Source organism: [Actinomadura] parvosata subsp. kistnae, from assembly GCF_900323885.1.
Taxonomy (GTDB): domain Bacteria; phylum Actinomycetota; class Actinomycetes; order Streptosporangiales; family Streptosporangiaceae; genus Nonomuraea; species Nonomuraea composti.
In genome coordinates this window covers 613,133-631,033 of sequence record NZ_OOHJ01000006.1, presented here as the reverse complement: position 1 = coordinate 631,033, position 17,901 = coordinate 613,133, and the positions used below count along the sequence as shown (strand labels likewise).

The following is a 17,901-nucleotide window of genomic DNA, read 5'->3' as shown; positions in this document are numbered from 1 at the left end:
CGACGCCTCAGATCGCCTTCAGAATGATTTCGTCACCGAACTGGAGACACCGCTGGGTCAGGGCCAAGGTGTCTCCGTGGACCGTCCCGCCGATGGCTTCGCAGTCAAGGAAGCGGTCAGCGAGAGAAGTGTCGTCGGCCAGCAGCCTCTTGAGCTTCTTCCACCGCCATTTGTCGACCCGGGTGTTGGTCTCGCCGTTCGCGGCGAGATACATGTCGATGGCGGCTTCCACCCGTTGCCTGGCGACAAAGTACGCCGAGACGACGTCGCCTTCGTCGAGAAGTCCTTGAGCGTCGTCGAACAGGCCGTCGGCCCGGTTCTGGTAGAAACGCATGAGGTACTGGCGGAACTTCATGAAGTCCACGCCCCGCTGAATCTCGTCGAACCGTTCGGCGTTCGCCAGCGGCACCCCGATGCTCAGCCGGTGCACGAACTCCCGGAAGTTGTCGCTCCACGCCGTGGGGTAATCGGTCTCGCCGTTGAAAGCCGTGAGGAAGCCATTCAGCTTGACCAGCAGCTCGACCGGGACCACGGTGAGGTCTATCTTGGTCCGGCCCGGCGTGAGCGTCATGTACATCGGCGGCATGCCCGGGCCGGTGACCTGCGGTACGCCACTGGTGCGGCCCGGATCCGGACTGATGAGATAAAGGTCCAGGTCGGAGCGTGAATTAGCGAATCCCTCGACCCACGAACCGCTCCAGAAGAACGTCTCGTCGCCATTGAGCCGCACATCTTCGACCAGTTCGGCCACACTACTTCCGCAGCGTTCCTTGAGGAGGCCGTCGAGGAGGTCGGGGGTCGCTCGTTCCGCATTCATGGTGCGTCCTCGCTCTTGCAGGAAGTCATCGCCCCACTCGCCCAGGGGGCAGCAGTACGGGGAGCAGTGTCGCAGTTGTGACAAACGTTAGTCAAGATACCCTCCGTGGCCCTTACCGCCTCCTTCGTCACATGGGATCACATCTTTTTGTCAACATAAGTCTGGTCATTCTGATCACACGCATATATGGTCTCTGCCAAGTGCGCCGCACTGGGCAGCAATGTCCATTCCCTAGCGGTTCAGAGAGGATCGCGAATCGAAGACGAGAGGAACTGGCTCGTGTCGGATTCAAGTCTCGACCTCCATGGTCCGCTCGCTCTGGGCGGCAAGACCTTCATCGTCACCGGCGGCGGTTCCGGCATCGGTCTGTGCACGGTCGAGCACTTACTCGCGGCGGGTTCCTCGGTCGTGGCGGTGGACGTCAACACCGACGCGGTCAAGAGCGTCGACGGAGACGTGACGGTCGTGTGCGGTGACGTGTCGTTGCCGGAGGTCGCCGCGGAGGCCTTCGAGCTGGCCATGGTCAGCGGGCGGCTCGACGGCGTGGTGTTCGCGGCCGGCACGTCCTCGACCGGTTCGATGGCCGAGCTCAGTATGGAGGTCTTCGGCCAGGACCTGGCCCGCAACCTGAGCGTGCATCTGCCGCTCTCGCAGGCCGTGTTGCGGCACCGCAGCGCGCACCGGACCGACACCCAGTGCTCGCTGGTGTACGTGGCCTCCAAGCACGCGGTGGCGCCCAGCACGGGCTTCGGCGGCTACCCGGTCGCCAAGGGCGCGGTGCTCCAGCTCGCCCGGCTCTTCGCGCTCGAAGGGGCCAAGCTGGGCATCCGGGCGAACACCATCAACCCCGGCGCGGTCTTCGACGGCTCGAAGTTCTGGGAGGAGACCCTGTCGGCGGAGAAGGCCCAGTCCCACGGGGTCAGCGTGGACGAGCTTCCCGACTTCTACGCCAGGCGCACCCTCCTGGGCGTGCGAGTGACCCCGGCGGACGTCGCCAACGCGATCATGTTTCTGCTGTCCCCGCTCAGCCGAGCCACCACCGGCGCGATCATCGGTGTCGATGGAGGGCTGCCGGTCAGTTTCGCGCGGTAGGCGACCAGGAAGAGAGCACACCCCAGATGAGCGCGACCGACGCGGCGACCGAGCCCCGCACCCCGGCGGACGTGGAGCAGTACCGGATGCTGGTGGACGGGGTCTGGCGCGACGCCTCAGGAAAGGCCACGTTCGACTCCGTCAACCCGTTCACCTCCCAGCCCTGGGCCCGTGTGCCCGCCGCGAGCGAGCAGGACATCGACGACGCCGTGCAAGCCGCACGCCGGGCCTTCGAGACCGGCCCGTGGGCCGCCTCCACCCCGCTCCAGCGAGCCGCTCTGCTGCGCAGGCTCGGCGACCTCATCGGTGACAACGCCGACGAGCTCGCCCGGGTGCAGGTGCTGGAGAACGGAAGGCTGGTCCGCGAGGTCGGCGGACGAGCCAAGTCCCTGGCCAACCACGCCTACTTCTTCGCCGGCGTCGCCGAGAGCCCCACCGGCGAGACGCTCGCCGGCAGCGTGCCCAACATGCAGATCTTCACGGTCCGCGAGCCCATCGGGGTGGTCGCCGCCATCACGCCCTGGAACAGCCCGCTGACGCTCCTGCTCTGGAAGCTGTGTCCGGCGCTCGCCGCCGGCAACACCGTGGTGATCAAGCCGTCCGAGATCACCCCCGTCTCGACGCTCGTCCTGGCCAGGCTGCTCTGCGAGGCCGGGTTCCCCGACGGCGTCGTCAACGTGGTGACCGGAGCCGGCGACGCCGGGGCGGCCCTGGCCGCGCACCCCGGGGTGGACAAGATCGCCTTCACCGGGTCCACCGCGGTCGGCAAGAAGATCGCCGGCATCGCGGCGGAGCGCCTCGCCCGCGTCTCGCTCGAGCTCGGGGGCAAGTCGCCCAACATCGTCTTCCCCGACGCCGACCTGAGCAGCGCCGTCAACGGCGTCGTCGGAGGCGTCTTCGCGGCCACCGGGCAGCTGTGCATGGCCGGCTCCCGGGTCCTGGTGCACACCGACATCTACGACGAGTTCTGCGACGCGCTGGTGGCCAGGACGGAGCGGATCAGGATCGGCGACCCCATGGATCCCGCCACCGAGATGGGCACCATGGCCTGCCGCGCCCAGTACGACAAGGTCCTGCACTACATCGACGTGGCCAAGCAGGACGGTGCACGGCTGGCCACCGGCGGCGACCGCCCCGACGACCCGGCGCTCGCCCGCGGCCTCTTCATCCGCCCGACGGTCTTCACGCACGTCGACAACCGCATGCGCATCGCCCGCGAGGAGGTCTTCGGGCCGGTCGCGGTCGTCATCCGCTTCTCCGACGAGGACGAGGCCGTCGCCATCGCCAACGACACCCGTTTCGGCCTGGCCGCCGGTGTCTGGACCAAGGACCTGGCCAGGGCGCACCGGATGGTCCGGCGCCTGCGTGCCGGCACCGTGTGGGTCAACAACTACCGCCGCACCAACCACGTCGCGCCCTTCGGGGGATTCAAGGAGAGCGGCATCGGCCGCGAGAACGGCTTCCACGCGATCGAGGAGTACACCGAGCTGAAGACGGTCTGGATCGACACCGGAAGCCGCATCACCGACCCGTTCAGCAAGACCTGACGCCGCTCCTGTGGAGCCGCTCGGGCGGCTTCGCGGCAGCCGGCGCCATCCATCCGAACTACACCGCAATGGTCACAGCAACGCGTTTGGGGGCAGCAGTGTGCGGGATCGCAGGAGTCGTCAGGTGGGGCCGGGACACCGCTGATCTCCGGACGGTCGAACGCCTGCTGACCGCCTTCGAGCACCGCGGCCCCGACAGCCGGGGAACCGTGTCCAGCGGACCCGCCGCCCTCGGCGCCGTTCGCCTGTCGCTCGTGGACGTCGCCGGATCGGATCAGCCGATCTCCTATCGGGCGGCCGGCGTGCATCTCGTCTTCAACGGCGAGATCTACAACCACGCACGGCTCAGGAAAGACCTGGAGAGCGCCGGGCACCGGTTCCTGACCTGCGGGGACGGGGAGGTGATCCTGGCGTCCTATCTGCGTGACGCCGAGAGCTTCACCGAGCGGCTGGACGGAATGTACGCCTTCGCGATCTGGGACGCCCGCCGGGAAACTCTCACAGTCGGCCGCGACCGGATGGGGATCAAGCCGCTCTACCTGTACGCGGCTCAGGACCGGCTCGTCTTCTCCTCCGAGCTGCGCTCACTCGTGGCGGATCCGCACGTCCCCGTCGAGGTGAGCCGGGACGCCGCCGCAGACTACTTCACCGTACGGTTCTCACCACCGGCGTGCAGCCCGTTGACCCACGTGCGCAAGATCGAGCCGGGAACCACGGTCGTCTTCGACAGGCAGCGCCCGTCCGGTATGGTCCGCGAATCCCGCTGGCTCCGGTTCCCCGCCTTCTCCGCAGCGCGGGAGCCCCAGGGTTGCCTGGCCACGGAGCTGCGGGAATCGGTGTCGACAACGCTCCCACCGGACGCGCCGGCCGCGGCCTTCCTCAGCGGCGGGCTCGACTCGGCGACCGTCTCCGCCCTGGCCGCGCAGCAGAGGGGCACGATCGACGTCTTCAGCGTCGGGTACGCCGCCAACACCTGGCAGGACGAGACCGGCTACGCCGGCGAGATCGCCCGGCACATCGGCGCCCGGCACGACATCACGCACCTCACGGAGTCGAACGTGCAGGAGACCTTCCTGGCGACGCTCCGATCGATGGACGAGCCGATCTACACCCCTGTGTGTCTCAGCACCCATGCCGTCAGCGGACTGGCGGCCCGACAGCACAAGGCGGTGCTGGCCGGGGACGGCTCTGACGAGCTGCTGATGGGCTACGCGCACATGCACGAGGCGCACCAGGCCGCGCTTCGCGGCGAGCCCTGGCGCGACCGGTACTGGAACGCGCTCGGGTGGTGGACCGACGACGATCGCCGCCGGGTCCTGGACGACGACATGCTCAAGCGGTGCGCCCCCGACGTCTCCCAGGAGCGGTTCGGATTCGCCGGACTAGCGGCCGGTGGGGCCGACGCGGCCGAGGTGATCCGCTGGTTCGAGGTCACGGCCAAGCTGCCCGGCTACCACCTGCCGCGGGTCGATCAGCTGTCCATGACGCATGGGCTGGAGGTGCGGGTGCCCTTCCTCCGCGACGGCGTGGTGGACTGGGCGCTCGCGCGGCCCGCGCGCTCGCTGATGACGGGCCGACCCAAGGAGGTGCTCCGGTCCGTGGCACGCGGGCTCGTCCCCGCGAGCATCGTGGACCGTCCGAAGCAGAAGTTCTCCGCTCCCGCGTCCGTCTGGCTCGCCGGCCCGCTGCGCGACCTGACACTCGATCTCCTCCACGAGGGTGCCGGCGCCGAGGAGCTCGGGTTGGAGGCCGCCGGGCTGGCCCGGCTCGCCGGCGACTTCCACCGTGACCCGTCGGCGAACACCAGGACCGTCTGGGGAATCGTGGTGCTTCTCGGCTGGTACCGGGCGCTGCGTGAGCACATCCGCCAGGCCCGCGGTGCCGGCGCACCGTGACAGCGCTGAAGAAGCGGCTCGTACGGGCGCGGGAAAAGCGCTCGTACGGACGCAGAAAAACGGAGGCAGAAAAAGGCGCCGCCCGGCGTCCCTGCATAACGGGCGCCGGGCGGCGCGCGGAGTCAGATGATCCGCCAGGCCGAATTGTCGAGCGAATAGCCCTTCATTCGCCGGAGCCGCCGTTCGCCGGGGCCGAGTGCCGTCCGCGCGTGCAGCGCCCGGCGATTGTCGACGATGATGAGGTCGTCCGTCTCCAGCCGCACCTGCACCGCGCCCGATTCGGGCTCGGCGACCACCTGGTTGAGCACGGAAAGTGCGTGCCGGTGGACCTCGTCGAGTTCGAACCGCTCGGTCAGCTTCGCCAGAATATCGCCGCGGTAGCGGATGCACCATTCGTCGCCGTCCGCGACCAGGATGGGCACCAGCTGAATTCCGTGACCGAACAGCGGGTCGCGCAGGTAAAACGGATAAACCTGGTCGCCGAGTGCCGCCAGTGCGTCGGCGCCGCCTATGGCGCGTACCCGATCCGCCACGTCCGCCGCGCGCACAATGATGGACTCGCCGCCCGAGTCACTGTTTCGCACGCACGCCAGGGCGAGCACGTCATGGGGGACGGAGAAGAATGTGGAATCGGTGTGCAGCGGAAACTCGGCGCTGGTGCCCGACACGTCGTCCGAGCGCGACGAACTCGGCGAGATGTCGAAGAAGAGGGTATCGCCGTTGCCCGGAGCAGAGGGGATGGCGATGAGGCCGAGAAAGGCGACGAGCTCGGCGTCCTCGCTGCACGGGACGTTCTTGACCAGGGCGAAGCCGTCCTCGCGCATCCTGCGCCGCACGTCCAGCCCGATGGACCGGAGCGACTCGGACTGGCCGGCCCGCTCGCGCAGGGCTTCTATGGACGGACCATCCAGTGACCACCCCACCACGACCGACGCCACTTCAGCGAGCTCGCGCCGGTCGGCTTCACTGAGGCAGATCTCACTCAAGATGCTTCCCTCACGAGTGGACACTGAATGGACCGCCTGTTCTTCCTTTAACGACATACCTGTCGAGGAACTTAGTCGATGATCACAGCACCCAGGAGGTCGATGTGACGCACGACGGGCTTCACGTAACGCTTCTTCACGGCCATTCCTTTCTCTCGTTGATCTAGGCCGAAATGATCGTAGGTCGATCCCCGACGCCTCGTCAAGCACTCTTGTCACGTCGGCCGGATGAATACGTTCCGTGAACTACCGCCCCTGACTTCCTTACCCGGCGCAGTCAAGAGCCCGCTCTTTGCCTGACGGGTCAATCGGGAGCCCCTATTGACGCGTTCCAACAATGGACCGGGGCACATCATTCACATTCATCTGCCGCATTGGTTGCACACCGGCCTTTCTCGCTTACAATCTTGGAATCCGCCATGCCTCCCGGTGTCACCGATGGAAGGGGAGAGCCTATGGGAGTCTCCAGCGAGTTCTCCGGCGAACAGCGCGCGCTGCTGACCCGTACGTTTATCGACCCGGCATTTCGCGAAGCGCTCCGGGAGGACGTGTCGGCGGCCTTGCGTGCCGCCGAAATCGATCCGGCGAGCGCGCTCGGCGGATCGCTGCGCGAGGAGATCGAAGGGTTCTTCGCCCGGGGAGGTGGAGCGCGCCTGGGCCGGAGCGCGACGATGAGCCTCGACATCGCCGCGGCGAACCCCACAGCGCAGGACAGCACCGGGCAGGGCAGCACCGGGCAGGACGGCACCGCGTCGCCACGCGTGGCCTTCGTGGTGATGCCGTGGGCGGAGACCCGCTGGGCGTCGATCGGGGTCTCCCTGCTGCAGTCCGCCCTCACCGCGAGCAGCATCGCCAGCGACGTCATCTACGCCAACCTGGACTTCGCCGAAGCCGTCGGCAACACGATGTACAACCGCATCGGCACCTCCTCCCCCAAGGTGGCCCTGGTCGGCGAGTGGTTGTTCACGGAGGGCTCGGTCGAGGGCGCGGACGGCGGCGAGCGGTTCCTGAACGAGGTCCTGCTCGACGAGCACGGAGGGTTCGCCGACTTCGCCACGATCTTCCAGCTGGGTGAGATCAAGGCGTTGACGGCGCCGTTCCTGGACGCCCTGGCGCGCCACGAGGTCTGGGAACGCTACGACCTCGTCGGGCTGACGTCGACCTTCCAGCAGAACGTCGCCGCCCTCGGGTTCGCCCGCCGGCTGAAGCAGCTGCACCCGCACATCACCGTCATCATGGGCGGCGGCAACTGCGAGGGGCCGATGGGCTCGGCGATCCTGAGGAACTACCCCGCGATCGACTACGTGTTCCGCGGCGAGGCCGAGTGGTTGATCAGCCGGTTCGTGAGCGACTTCCGCGCCGCGGGCGGCCGTCCCGGCTGGATCGAAGCGGACCCGTTCTGGAGCGCCAGGGCGGAGCCGCAGCCCGGGGGCCGGGCCGTCATCGTGGCCGGCACCGCCCCCAGCATGGACGACCTGCCGGTGCCGGAATACCACGACTTCTACACCCGGCTGCGGGCCTCCGGGCCCGGCAGCAGCCTGCCGGTCGACACCGCCGTCCCCCTGGAGACCTCGCGGGGCTGCTGGTGGGGCGAGAAGAAGCACTGCACGTTCTGCGGCCTGAACGGCATGACGATGGCGTTCAGGAGCAAGTCGGCCGCGAGAGCCTTCGACGAGCTGCGCAAGCTGGTCCACGACTACGGGCCGGGCCCGAAGCGCCGGACGAACGTGCTGGTCGTGGACAACATCCTCGACTACCGCTATTTCAACGACCTGCTGCCGATGATCGCGCAGTCGGACCTGAAGGTCTCCCTGCACTACGAGGTGAAGTCCAACCTCCGCCTCGACCAGCTCATGCTGCTGCGCGACGCGGGCGTCCACCACCTGCAGCCCGGCATCGAGTCGATGAGCAACCGGCTCCTGGAGGCCATGCGCAAGGGGACCACCAGGCTGCGGAACCTGCAGACGATGAAGTGGTGCGCCGAGCTCGGCATCGACGTGTCGTGGAACTATCTGCACGGCTTCCCGGGCGAGACCGACGACGACTACGCGGACCTGCCGCAGCTGTTCAGCCTCGTCCCCCACCTGTCGCCGCCGGAACACGTCGGCCCGGCCCGCGCGGATCGCTTCAGCCCCTTCTACGAGTCGGGCGCGGACTTCGGGATCGTCGAGCTGACGCACGAGCGCGCCTACGACCACGTGTACGCCGACCTGCCGAGCGCCGAACGCCGGGACATCGCCTACTTCTTCCGCATGCGTTGCGACGAACCCCTCGCCTCCGAGCCGGTGCTGGCCGCGATGTCGGCCGCCGCGGAGCGCTGGCGACAGGACCACGCCGAGGCGCGGCTCGAAGCGTCCTGGACGGACGACCACCTTCGCGTCATCGACACCCGGCCCGCCCGGCCCCGCCCCGAGACCGAGTTCGACCTCGACCCGGCGGCCAGCGCTGTCCTGCTCGCGCTCGACCAGCTCCGGTCCGCGCAGGCGATCGAGCGGGCCCTGCCCGTGCCCGTGCCCGCCACGGAGATCGCGGGTGCTCTGGAGCGGCTGCTCAAGGCGGGCCTCGTCGTCCGCGACGGCGACAGCTACCTCGCCCTGCCGGTCCTCAACCGGCGGCGGCTGCCGAGCCCGAAACCCGCCGTCCGGGTCCCCAGAGACCTTCCCCTGCTGACCGGCACGACCTGAGAGCCGGCTGTCACGGACGGGCAGGCTCCACGCTTCGAGGAAGACCAGGCTCCACGCTTCGAGGAAGACACAGTGACAGAAACCGCGTTCACCTTTCCGACCGGCAAGAGACCTGGGCCCTTCGACCCGCCGGACGTGTTCGCCAGCATCCGCGAGCAGCATCCGCTCACCCCGATGACGTTCGCCGACGGGCACGAGGGCTGGCTCGCCTGCAGTCATCGCATCGTGCGGAAGATCCTCGCGGACGACCGGTTCAGCAACCGGCGCGAGCTCATGCACCTGCCCGTCGATCGGGACATCTCCAAGAAGCGGCAGCCGTCCGAGCCGGGCATGTTCATCCGCATGGACCCGCCCGAGCACACCCGCTACCGCCGGCTCCTCATCGCCCAGTTCACCGTTCACCGGATCAGACAGCTCGAACCGAAGATCAGCGCAGTGGTGCGAAGCTGCCTGGACGCCATGGAACGTTCGGGCCCGCCCGTCGACCTGGTCGAGGAGTTCGCGGTTCCCATCCCGTCGGCGGTCATCTGCGACCTGCTGGGCATCCCGGAGAGCGAGCGAGCGGAGTTCCAGCGGGCGATGGGCGTCGCCGTCGACCTGAACACCAAGCAGGCCGACCTCATCGAGGCGTTCATCACCATGCAGAGCCTCTTCCCGCCGCTGATCGCCAGCAAGCGGGCCAGGCCGACGGACGACTTCTACAGCGACCTGATCAACAACAGCGACCTCACCGATGAGGAGCTCACCAACATCGGCTTCATGCTGTTCGGCGCCGGCTTCGAGACCACGGCCAACATGCTGGGGCTCGGCACCTTCGCCCTGCTCGAGCATCCCGCCCAGGTCGCGGCGCTGCGTCAGGACCCCTCACTGATCGACAGCACGGTCGAGGAGCTGCTGCGCTACCTCACCATCATTCACATCGGCCCGATGCGGGCGGCCCTGGAGGACGTGGACATCGAAGGGGTCACCATCAAGAAGGGCCAGGTGGTCTGCATGTCCCTGGCGGCGGCCAACCGGGATCCCGCGTGTTTCGACGACCCGGACAGCCTGGACATCACGCGGTACGCCAGGGCGGGAAAGCGGAACATGGGCCACCTCGCCTTCGGCCACGGCATCCACCAGTGCCTCGGCCAGCAGCTCGCCCGCGCCGAGATGCGGCTGGCGTTCCCTGCATTGTTCGAACGGTTCCCCGGCCTACGCCTCGCCCTTCCTCCCGAGGAGGTGCCGACGAGGCAGGCCGCGGTCATCTACGGCGTCCAGCGCCTGCCGGTCACGTGGTGACCGGCGGAACGTGAAAGCGGTGAGGCCGCCGTGGCCGAGCACCTCGCACTCGGCCACGGCGGCCTCACCGGCATCAGGCCTTGGCTTCCGAGCCCGCCTCCGGCTCATGGGAACGGGTCCGCTCCGCCCACGCCACAGCCGCCGGAACCAGCAGTCCCGCCGCCACCATCAGCACGCCGAGGACGATCCAGCCGGTGATGCCGGCTCCTCCTAGCACGAGCACCGCGAGCAGGTACGGCCCGGCCGAGGCGGCCAGACCCTGCCCGAGCCCGAAGACCCCGCTGTATTCGCCCTGCAGCTGAGCGGGCGCCAACCCGAAGCTCAATTCGAACTCGGCAGCCGCATAACGCAGCTCCGCCAAGGTCAGCACGACTACTCCGACGATGAGCAGAACGGTCGCGACGGTCGCGCTGAACCCTGACGCCCAGCCGAAGAGAAAGAACGCCAGGAAAAGGCCGATACTCGCGGTACGGGCCGCGCCGCCCGCCTTTATCACGTTGTCGATGCCTTTTGTCGCGCTGAGCTGAAAAAGCGCGACCAGCACCGTGTTGATGGTGACCAGAATCGCGAATATCGACCGTGGTGCCGCCGTGTTCTGCACGATCCACAGCGGTATCGCGAACGTGAGCACAGGCCCCTGCAACGCCAGGATGCCATTCAGCACGGTGATCGCCAGGAAAGGCCGGTCGCGCAGCGCCACGCCCGTCGTGCTCTCCGACTTGGCGCGCAGCGGATCCAGCTTGGGCAAAAGCAGGACCAGGAACACGTTCACCGCGAAACTGATCGCGTTGGCGAGGATGAGGACGGTGTAGGCGAAGCGGGTGTCGATGGTGATGACGACGCCGGCCGCCAGAGCACCGAGACTCGTGCCGACATTGACCAGGGACCGGATCACGGCACGCAGCCGGGTCGCGCCGGCGCCGCCGATGCGGCGGAACACCGGCATGCGCGCGGTCTGGCTGGCCGCCGCCGCGAACTGGCTCGCGCAGGCCATGACCACGAAGGACGGGAAGGAGTTCACGAAGAGGAAGCCCGCCATGGCGCAGGCTTCGAGCACCAGGAACATCGCCCACAGCCGGCGAGGCCCCCACCGGTCGGCCATCCTGCCCACCGGGATCCCGGCGGCGAGCGCGGCGAAACCGGCGATCGTGAGCCCCGCGCCCACCTCCACCACGGACAATCCGACGACGCGGGTGAAGTACAGGGCCCCGGCCGTGAGGAACAGCCCGCTGCCCGTGGTGTTCACCAGCGTCGAGATCGCCAGGACCCGCCGAGGACCCGTCTGCAGCTCCACGGACTCGAGCAGCCGGGTCCGCCATCCTTTCTGTTGTTCCATGGGCGACGACGTCATCCGCACCGGCCAGGGAACTCGCAGGCGGCCACTGAAGAATGCACGTGTGTTCCTATCTCTCACGGCCCGAGGCGGCTGAATCCACGCGCGCGCACAAATGCGCTCATCATGCGCCGGGGACTATTCGCCCGACGTTGTCAGGTGCGCTCTGACTTTCACCCACCACTCGTGTTGAATGCGGACATTCGGTCATGCTAGATGGATCTATAAAGGCTTCGCAAGGGGTTCCTGGCCGGTGCGCCGGGCCTCGCGTGAACACCTATGCCGACCTGCGCGTACACGCGTAATAACGCACGCCGGACAGGCGGACGACACCGATTCCCTTGCGGACACCCGAGCCGACCGGAACGTTGGTCCCGTCCCTCAGGAATCGACCCCACCCCACCCCAGGAGTCACACCCCCGCCGGTTTCGTCGCTCACCTCAAGGACGCCCACCTGAGCGCGGCCGCGCATCTGGACGCCGGCTACCTCGGCAACGCCGATCTGGTCATCGACGAGGGTGGTGTGCCCACCCTCAAGCGCCGCCGCGCCAGGGGCAGCCATGCCGACGCCGAGCGTCTGGCGGCCGAGATCGAGCGACGCATGCCCGAGCGGTCGCTGCTGCCGATCGTGGCGCGTACCGCCCACTGGCTGAGCTGGTATCGCCACGTCGGCCCCTACGTCTCCGACACCTACGTGGCGCTGTTCGCCCGGTTCATCCCGTGCGGGGGGGTGGGAGTCGGTGCACCTGATCGAAGGGCTGCTGGCGAATGCAGGGCCAGAACTCCCCGGTCTTCGCCCTGGCCACCTTGTTCGGGTTCGACCTGATGCGGGTGGCGATCTCCATCAGCGAGGGCCGCCTGTCCTCGGCCACGCTGATGCGGCGCCTGCGCTCCGACTCCCGCAAGAACCGCATCTCCGAGACCTTCCGGGAGGCCGGCCGCAGCTCATCGGCCGAGGGGTCGGCTGCATCGAGGAGGTGGCGTAGCCGCAGGGTGTTCGGGGCGAGCGCGGTGATCAGGACGGCAGGTCCGGCGAGCGGGGTCAGCACGGCCTGCCCGCCCGCGGGGTCGTCGCCGAACAGCCGGACGGCGGGCGGCTCCTTGTCGTAGGCCGGGTCGACGATGAGGAGCTGGCCGGCGGCGCGGTGGCCGTCCAGGACGGCGGGCCGTCCCAGCCGGGCGCGTCCGGCCCGTAGGTGTTCTGCTGGTCCAGCAGCGGCCGTCCGTCGCGGTGGACGGTGAGGCGGGTGGTCAGCCGGCCCGGTGGTTCGCCGGAGCGGCCGAGGACCAGTTCTTCGCGCAGGACGAGACGGGCGTCGGCGGCGAGGTCGATGGTGCAGCTCTGGCGCAGGTTGCTGCGGGCGGCGGAGATCAGCGGCTCGGGCAGCCAGTGCAGGCTCGCCTGTTCGGCCACGCGCAGGTGCACGTCGTAGGTGGCGTGGGCGGTGGTGGGGCCGCGTAGCGCGATGGTGGCGGCGGCGGTGGTGATGTGCAGGTGGGCGCCGGGTTCGGCGGTGGCCTCGATGCGCAGCCGGTCGCCGCCGAGGGGTGCGCTCATCACGCCGAGGATGCACACCCGGGCCCGGTTCCCCTGCGGGCGGGTGCGGCGCAGGTCGAAGGGGCCGTCACCGGCCAGCACGGGCAAGACGGTGGTGTCGCCGGCACGGGCGGCGCGGATGCGGGCGGTGGCGCGCACGCCGGGCCCGGGCTCAACCGGCACGGCCGGGGCCGGTGTGGGCTGCGCTGGGGCGCCCTGCGCGGGTGGGGGCGAAGCGGCCGCGATCCTCATGCGGGGCCCGCGGTCCAGGCGGCGAGCCGCTCGCGGATCCAGTCGGCCACAGGGGTGATACCGCCTGCGGTTTTGACCGCGGTCAGCACGGTGGGCAGGTCACCGCGCTGGGCTTTGGCGTCGCGGGCCATGGCCTCCAGGTCGGCGCCGACGTGCGGGGCGAGGTCGGTCTTGTTGATGACGAGCAGGTCGCTGGTGGTGACGCCGGGGCCGCCCTTGCGGGGGATGTCGTCGCCGCCGGCGACGTCGATGACGAAGATCTGCGCGTCGACGAGGCCCTTGGAGAAGGTGGCGGTGAGGTTGTCGCCGCCGGATTCGATGAGGATGAGGTCGAGGGGTCCGAGGTGGTCCTGCAAATCTTCGACGGCTTCGAGGTTGGCGGAGATGTCGTCCCGGATGGCGGTGTGCGGGCAGGCGCCGGTCTGTACGGCGGTGATGCGGTCGGCGGGCAGGACGGCCTGGCGCAGCAGGAATTCGGCGTCTTCGCGGGTGTAGATGTCGTTGGTGACGACGGCGATGGACAGCTCAGCGCGCAGGGTGCGGCACAGGGCGGCGACGGTGGCGGTCTTGCCGGAGCCGACCGGTCCGCCCAGGCCGATGCGCAGGGCGCGGCGCCGGCCGTCCGGTCCTTCGCCGGCGGAGCCTGCGGGGCCGTGGACGTGGCTGTCGGGAAAGGCGTCGTCGTGGTGCAGGTGCATGGCTGCTCCGCAGGGATGTGGTGGTCAGGACGCGAACAGGCGGGCCGGGCGCATGACGTGCTGTTCGGCGGTGATGTCGAGCAGCGGCGCCGAGGCGGCCGGCAGCGCGGCCACCCCGTCGGCGGGGACGCGCTGCGCGGCCTCGGCCGCGCCGGCCGCGACATGGTCGAGGTCGGCGGCCAGTCGGGCCAGGACGGCGGTGGCGTCGAAGGGATCGAGCCTGAGCAGGCGGACGGTCGCGGTGACCGGGCCGCTGACGCTCTCGTAAGCAGCCGCATAAGCGGCGTCCAGCGGCGTCAGGCCGGCCGAACGGGCGGCCAGGCCGAGGACGACGGGCTGGTGCGCGCCGCGGGGCCGGGCCGCGGCCAGGGCGTCGAGTTCGGGCGAGGGCCAGGCGGCGCGGGCGGCGCGCAGCAGTTGCCGGCCCAGCCTGCGCCCGGCCTGGCGCAGCGCAGGTGAGGGGGTGCGGGCGTCGGCGGCCTCCTCCAGCAGGAGCGGGTCGTAGCCCGCGGCGGCCGCGGCGGCCAGGCCCGCCGCGACCAGGCCAGCCGTGTGCAGCCGGCCGCGGCAGAACTCCCGCAGGCTTGCCACGTCGCGCACCCGTCGCGCGGTGACGGCCGCCTCGGCCCCGCCGGAGTGGGCATGCCCGCCGGCAGGAAAGCGGCCGTCGGCCAGGACGAGCAGCGCGGCACGATGCATCGGACGCGGCACACCTTTCAAGCGCGGGGCGGTCGTTCACGACAGACGGTGATCACGACAGGCGGTGATCAGAACAGGAAGTACAGCTGCGCCATCGGCAGCTCACTGGCGCCTTTGCCGTGATCGGGGTCGGGGTCGGGGTCGGCGATGTCTTCGATCTCCTCGATCTCCTTGCCGAGCTGCTCGATCTCGGTGTCGATCTCGGTGATCTGTTCGGTCGTGGCGGTCTCCGTCCTGTTCACGTTCTCGTCCTCCAAGCTGCTGATCACCACCTCGAAGGTGTTGGGATCGACGCGGAGGTCGGGAATGGCGTCGTTCTCCCGCATGTCGGCCTTGAAGACCTTGCGGGTGTCGCGGATGGGCGTGAACGTCTTGCGCACGCTGACCCGGCCGGGCAGGCCGGCCTCGATGGCGGCCGCGGTGACGAAGTTGACCGAGTTGGCGGCCGGGGCCCGGCCGGTCGCGCCCCACATCGGGCGGGGCAGGATCGGCTGCGGGGTGCTGATGGAACCGTTGGCGTCGCCGACCTGCGCGTAGGCGATCTGACCGCCCTTGATCACCCGGTGCGGCTTGACGCCGAAGAACTTCGGCTCCCACAGCACCAGGTCGGCGAGCCGGCCCACCTCGACCGAGCCGACCTCGTGGTCGATGCCGTGCGCGAGGGCCGGGTTGATGGTGTATTTCGCGATGTAGCGGCGGGCGCGATAGTTGTCGTGCCCGTCCGGGCCCGCCTGGTCGCCTTTCAGCGCGCCACGCCGCTCCTTCATCACGTGCGCGGTCTGCCACGTCCGCGTGATCATCTCGCCGATGCGGCCCATCGCCTGGGCATCCGACGACATGATCGAGATCGCGCCGATGTCGTGCAGGACGTCCTCGGCGGCCATCGTGGAGGGCCGGATCCGCGACTCGGCGAACGCCAGGTCTTCCGGCACCAGCGGGTTGAGGTGATGGGCGATCATCACCATGTCGATGTGCTCCTTGACCGTGTTGACGGTGAAGGGCCGGGTCGGGTTGGTGGAGGCGGGCAGCACGTTCGGCAGGCTGACCATTTTGATCATGTCCGGGGCGTGGCCGCCGCCGGCGCCCTCCACGTGGAAGACGTGAATCGGGTGGTCGCCGATGGCCGCGATGGTGTCCTCGACGTTGCCGGCCTCGTTCAACGAGTCGGCGTGCAGAGCGAGCTGCACGCCCGTCGCCTGGCACACCTCCAGGCAGCGGCGCAGCACGGCCGGGGTGGCGCCCCAGTCCTCGTGCACCTTCAGGCCGAGCACGCCCGCCTCCACCTGGTTGTACAGCGACTCCGTCGACATCGTGTTGCCCTTGCCGAGCAGCCCGATGTTGACCGGGAAGCCGTCCAGCGCCTCGAACAGCCGCGCCACATGCCAGGAGCCGGGCGTGACGGTGGTGGCGGTGCTGCCCTCGGCCGGGCCGGTGCCGCCGCCGATCAGCGTGGTCACCCCCGAAGCCAGCGCCTCGGTGATCTGCTCGGGGCAGATGAAGTGCACGTGGGTGTCGACGCCGCCGGCGGTGAGGATCTTGCCGTTGCCGGAGATGACCTCCGTCTCCGGGCCGATCACGAAGTCCGTTGCCGTGGGGTGGCCGTCGTGCAGCCGGTCCATGGTCTCGTCGTTGTAAGCCTTGCCGAGCGCGACGATGCGGCCGTCGCGGATGGCGACGTCAGCCTTGACGATCCCCCAGTGATCCAGGATGACCGCGCCGGTGATGACGGTGTCGGGCGGCTGCGGGGCGCCGAACCGCGCCGCATCACGCGGCGCGCACGACTGGCCCATCGACTCCCGCACGACCTTGCCGCCGCCGAAGATGACCTCGTTGCCACTGCGGCCGGGACCGCCGCACCAGTCCTCGGTGATCTCGATCCGCAGGTTGGTGTCGGCCAGCCGGATACGATCCCCGACGGTGGGCCCGAACCGGTCGGCGTAGTCGACCCGGCTCAGCGGCTGATGCCTGTCGTGCCTGCGCGGCTCAGGCAGCGGCGCCGACGACTCGGGGGCGGGCGGCTCCAGGGTCGGTGAGTCAGTCACGGAGCTTTCCTCCGACCTTGCCGTTCAGGCCCTCGACGATGCGCTTGCCCTCGATGGGCACCAGCTCCACCTCCAGCGGGTCGTTGGGTTCGAAACGCACCGAACTGCTCGCGGGGATGTTCAGCCGCTTGCCGTAGGCCGCCTCGCGGCTGGGCTCGACGGCCAGGCGGGAGTTGGTCTCAAAGAAGTGGAAGTGCGAGCCCACATGGATGGGGCGGTCATCGGTATTGGTGACCGTCACGATCGTGACCTCGCGGCCGGCGTTGAAGGCCACCGGGCCGGCGTCGCGCGGATGGTCGATCTTGCCGGGGTGAACCAGCGCCTCTTCCTTGTCCCCCTCTGGTTCCTTGTCCCCCTCTGGAACGGGGAGGATGCCCAGCTTCTGGATGGGGTGGCGAAGAGTGACCATCTTGGTGCCGTCGGGGAAGGTGGCCTCGATCTGCAGGTCGCTGATCATTTCCGCCACGCCGGGCATGACCTCGTCGTACGTGGGCAGCGGCAGGTCGTCCGGCTGATGCTTCAACTCCATGAGGTCCTTGACGGATCTGCCGTCCCGGGCCCCTTCCAGCACGTACGCGGTCAAGATCGCGACTGTCTCCGGGTAGTTGAGCCTCCGCCCTCGCTTTCTCCGCTTGTGAGCCACGTCCGCGGCCACATGGATCATCAGACGTTCCTGCTCGTGCAGAGTCAGATGCACTCCGCCACCTCGCCTTCGCTCCGCCCCGGGCTCTTCCCGGGGACCACCACGGTGCGGACACCGCCTGGCCTCAGCCATGCGGCAGCCGTCCGCTCGATCCAGAGGGGAACCGGAGTTCCCGCCTGTCGCGCCCGCCGGAGCGCCAGTTCGGACTGGCGACCCGCAAGGCGACCCGAGGCGTCAACAGATCAACAGCCGCCGCCCACAGACAGTAATTGGATGAATACCTATGGTGGCGTAGCGCGACGGTGAAGGATCCATTACCAGCGACAGAGAACCCGCATTACCTGTCACATACTGCTCGCAGAGCGGCGCCCTTCCCAGCTCACCGCTCGCCCCGT

At 68.9% G+C, this 17,901-nt stretch carries 13 protein-coding genes and 1 pseudogene; 6 read left to right on the top strand and 8 right to left on the bottom strand.

From position 1 onward, the window contains the following. Positions 1–7 precede the first annotated feature (7 nt). Entirely contained in the window at positions 8–817 is an 810-nt protein-coding gene (locus KIS93_RS06665; RefSeq protein ID WP_155127116.1) for a hypothetical protein, read from the bottom strand. A 279-nt stretch (positions 818–1,096) separates the two neighbouring features. Here KIS93_RS06665 and KIS93_RS06660 point away from each other — a divergent pair, with 279 nt between their 5' ends. From KIS93_RS06660 to asnB, 3 genes are all read left to right on the top strand, one after another. Next, on the top strand, positions 1,097–1,909 hold the full coding sequence (locus tag KIS93_RS06660) for an SDR family oxidoreductase (RefSeq protein ID WP_186403938.1): 813 nt from the start codon (positions 1,097–1,099) through the stop codon (positions 1,907–1,909). A gap of 26 nt (positions 1,910–1,935) precedes the next feature. Next, on the top strand, positions 1,936–3,456 hold the full coding sequence (locus KIS93_RS06655) for an aldehyde dehydrogenase (RefSeq protein ID WP_080038620.1): 1,521 nt from the start codon (positions 1,936–1,938) through the stop codon (positions 3,454–3,456). Positions 3,457–3,524: 68 nt separating this feature from the next. Then, positions 3,525–5,351, top strand: a complete 1,827-nt coding sequence (gene asnB, locus KIS93_RS06650; RefSeq protein ID WP_080038619.1) for an asparagine synthase (glutamine-hydrolyzing) — start codon at positions 3,525–3,527, stop codon at positions 5,349–5,351. A 122-nt stretch (positions 5,352–5,473) separates the two neighbouring features. Here asnB and KIS93_RS06645 read toward each other — a convergent pair whose 3' ends face one another. Then, entirely contained in the window at positions 5,474–6,337 is an 864-nt protein-coding gene (locus tag KIS93_RS06645) for a TauD/TfdA family dioxygenase (protein ID WP_186403936.1), read from the bottom strand. Positions 6,338–6,792: 455 nt separating this feature from the next. Here KIS93_RS06645 and KIS93_RS06640 point away from each other — a divergent pair, with 455 nt between their 5' ends. Together KIS93_RS06640 and KIS93_RS06635 are read left to right on the top strand one after the other, a co-directional pair. Beyond that, the gene (locus KIS93_RS06640) at positions 6,793–9,021 is read left to right on the top strand and encodes a RiPP maturation radical SAM C-methyltransferase (RefSeq protein WP_186403935.1); all 2,229 of its coding nucleotides are present in this window, start codon (positions 6,793–6,795) and stop codon (positions 9,019–9,021) included. A 72-nt stretch (positions 9,022–9,093) separates the two neighbouring features. Then, complete coding sequence (locus KIS93_RS06635; protein WP_230466160.1) at positions 9,094–10,302, top strand: cytochrome P450; 1,209 nt, start codon at positions 9,094–9,096, stop codon at positions 10,300–10,302. A gap of 73 nt (positions 10,303–10,375) precedes the next feature. Here KIS93_RS06635 and KIS93_RS06630 read toward each other — a convergent pair whose 3' ends face one another. After that, complete coding sequence (locus tag KIS93_RS06630; protein ID WP_186403934.1) at positions 10,376–11,638, bottom strand: MFS transporter; 1,263 nt, start codon at positions 11,636–11,638, stop codon at positions 10,376–10,378. Between the two features lie 412 nt (positions 11,639–12,050). Between KIS93_RS06630 and KIS93_RS68850 the strand changes: the two are divergent. Then, a pseudogene (locus tag KIS93_RS68850) lies at positions 12,051–12,580 on the top strand (Tn3 family transposase); the annotation flags it as partial. A gap of 97 nt (positions 12,581–12,677) precedes the next feature. On the opposite strand, the gene KIS93_RS06620 reads toward KIS93_RS68850, so the two are convergent. From KIS93_RS06620 to KIS93_RS64710, 5 genes are all read right to left on the bottom strand, one after another. After that, on the bottom strand, positions 12,678–13,355 hold the full coding sequence (locus tag KIS93_RS06620) for an urease accessory protein UreD (protein WP_222107294.1): 678 nt from the start codon (positions 13,353–13,355) through the stop codon (positions 12,678–12,680). Between the two features lie 65 nt (positions 13,356–13,420). Next, positions 13,421–14,122 carry an urease accessory protein UreG gene (ureG, locus tag KIS93_RS06615; RefSeq protein WP_080038614.1) on the bottom strand — a complete coding sequence of 234 codons (702 nt, stop codon included), beginning with the start codon at positions 14,120–14,122 and terminating at the stop codon, positions 13,421–13,423. Positions 14,123–14,146: 24 nt separating this feature from the next. Continuing rightward, complete coding sequence (locus KIS93_RS06610; RefSeq protein WP_080038613.1) at positions 14,147–14,821, bottom strand: urease accessory protein UreF; 675 nt, start codon at positions 14,819–14,821, stop codon at positions 14,147–14,149. A 68-nt stretch (positions 14,822–14,889) separates the two neighbouring features. Then, positions 14,890–16,863, bottom strand: coding sequence for an urease subunit alpha (locus tag KIS93_RS06605; RefSeq protein WP_418114575.1), 1,974 nt, complete (start codon positions 16,861–16,863; stop codon positions 14,890–14,892). Continuing rightward, positions 16,856–17,560, bottom strand: a complete 705-nt coding sequence (locus tag KIS93_RS64710; RefSeq protein WP_155127111.1) for an urease subunit gamma — start codon at positions 17,558–17,560, stop codon at positions 16,856–16,858. The genes KIS93_RS06605 and KIS93_RS64710 overlap by 8 nt, the downstream gene beginning before the upstream one ends. Between the last annotated feature and the right edge of the window lie 341 nt (positions 17,561–17,901).

Excerpts from the sequence above, each read along its gene's own strand:
- KIS93_RS06665 (WP_155127116.1), bottom strand. The coding sequence starts at position 817 with ATGAATGCGGAACGAGCGACCCCCGACCTCCTCGACGGCCTCCTCAAG.
- KIS93_RS06655 (WP_080038620.1), top strand. The coding sequence starts at position 1,936 with ATGAGCGCGACCGACGCGGCGACCGAGCCCCGCACCCCGGCGGACGTG.
- asnB (WP_080038619.1), top strand. The coding sequence starts at position 3,525 with ATGGTCACAGCAACGCGTTTGGGGGCAGCAGTGTGCGGGATCGCAGGA.
- KIS93_RS06640 (WP_186403935.1), top strand. The coding sequence starts at position 6,793 with ATGGGAGTCTCCAGCGAGTTCTCCGGCGAACAGCGCGCGCTGCTGACC.
- KIS93_RS06630 (WP_186403934.1), bottom strand. The coding sequence starts at position 11,638 with ATGGAACAACAGAAAGGATGGCGGACCCGGCTGCTCGAGTCCGTGGAG.
- ureG (WP_080038614.1), bottom strand. The coding sequence starts at position 14,122 with ATGCACCTGCACCACGACGACGCCTTTCCCGACAGCCACGTCCACGGC.
- KIS93_RS06610 (WP_080038613.1), bottom strand. The coding sequence starts at position 14,821 with ATGCATCGTGCCGCGCTGCTCGTCCTGGCCGACGGCCGCTTTCCTGCC.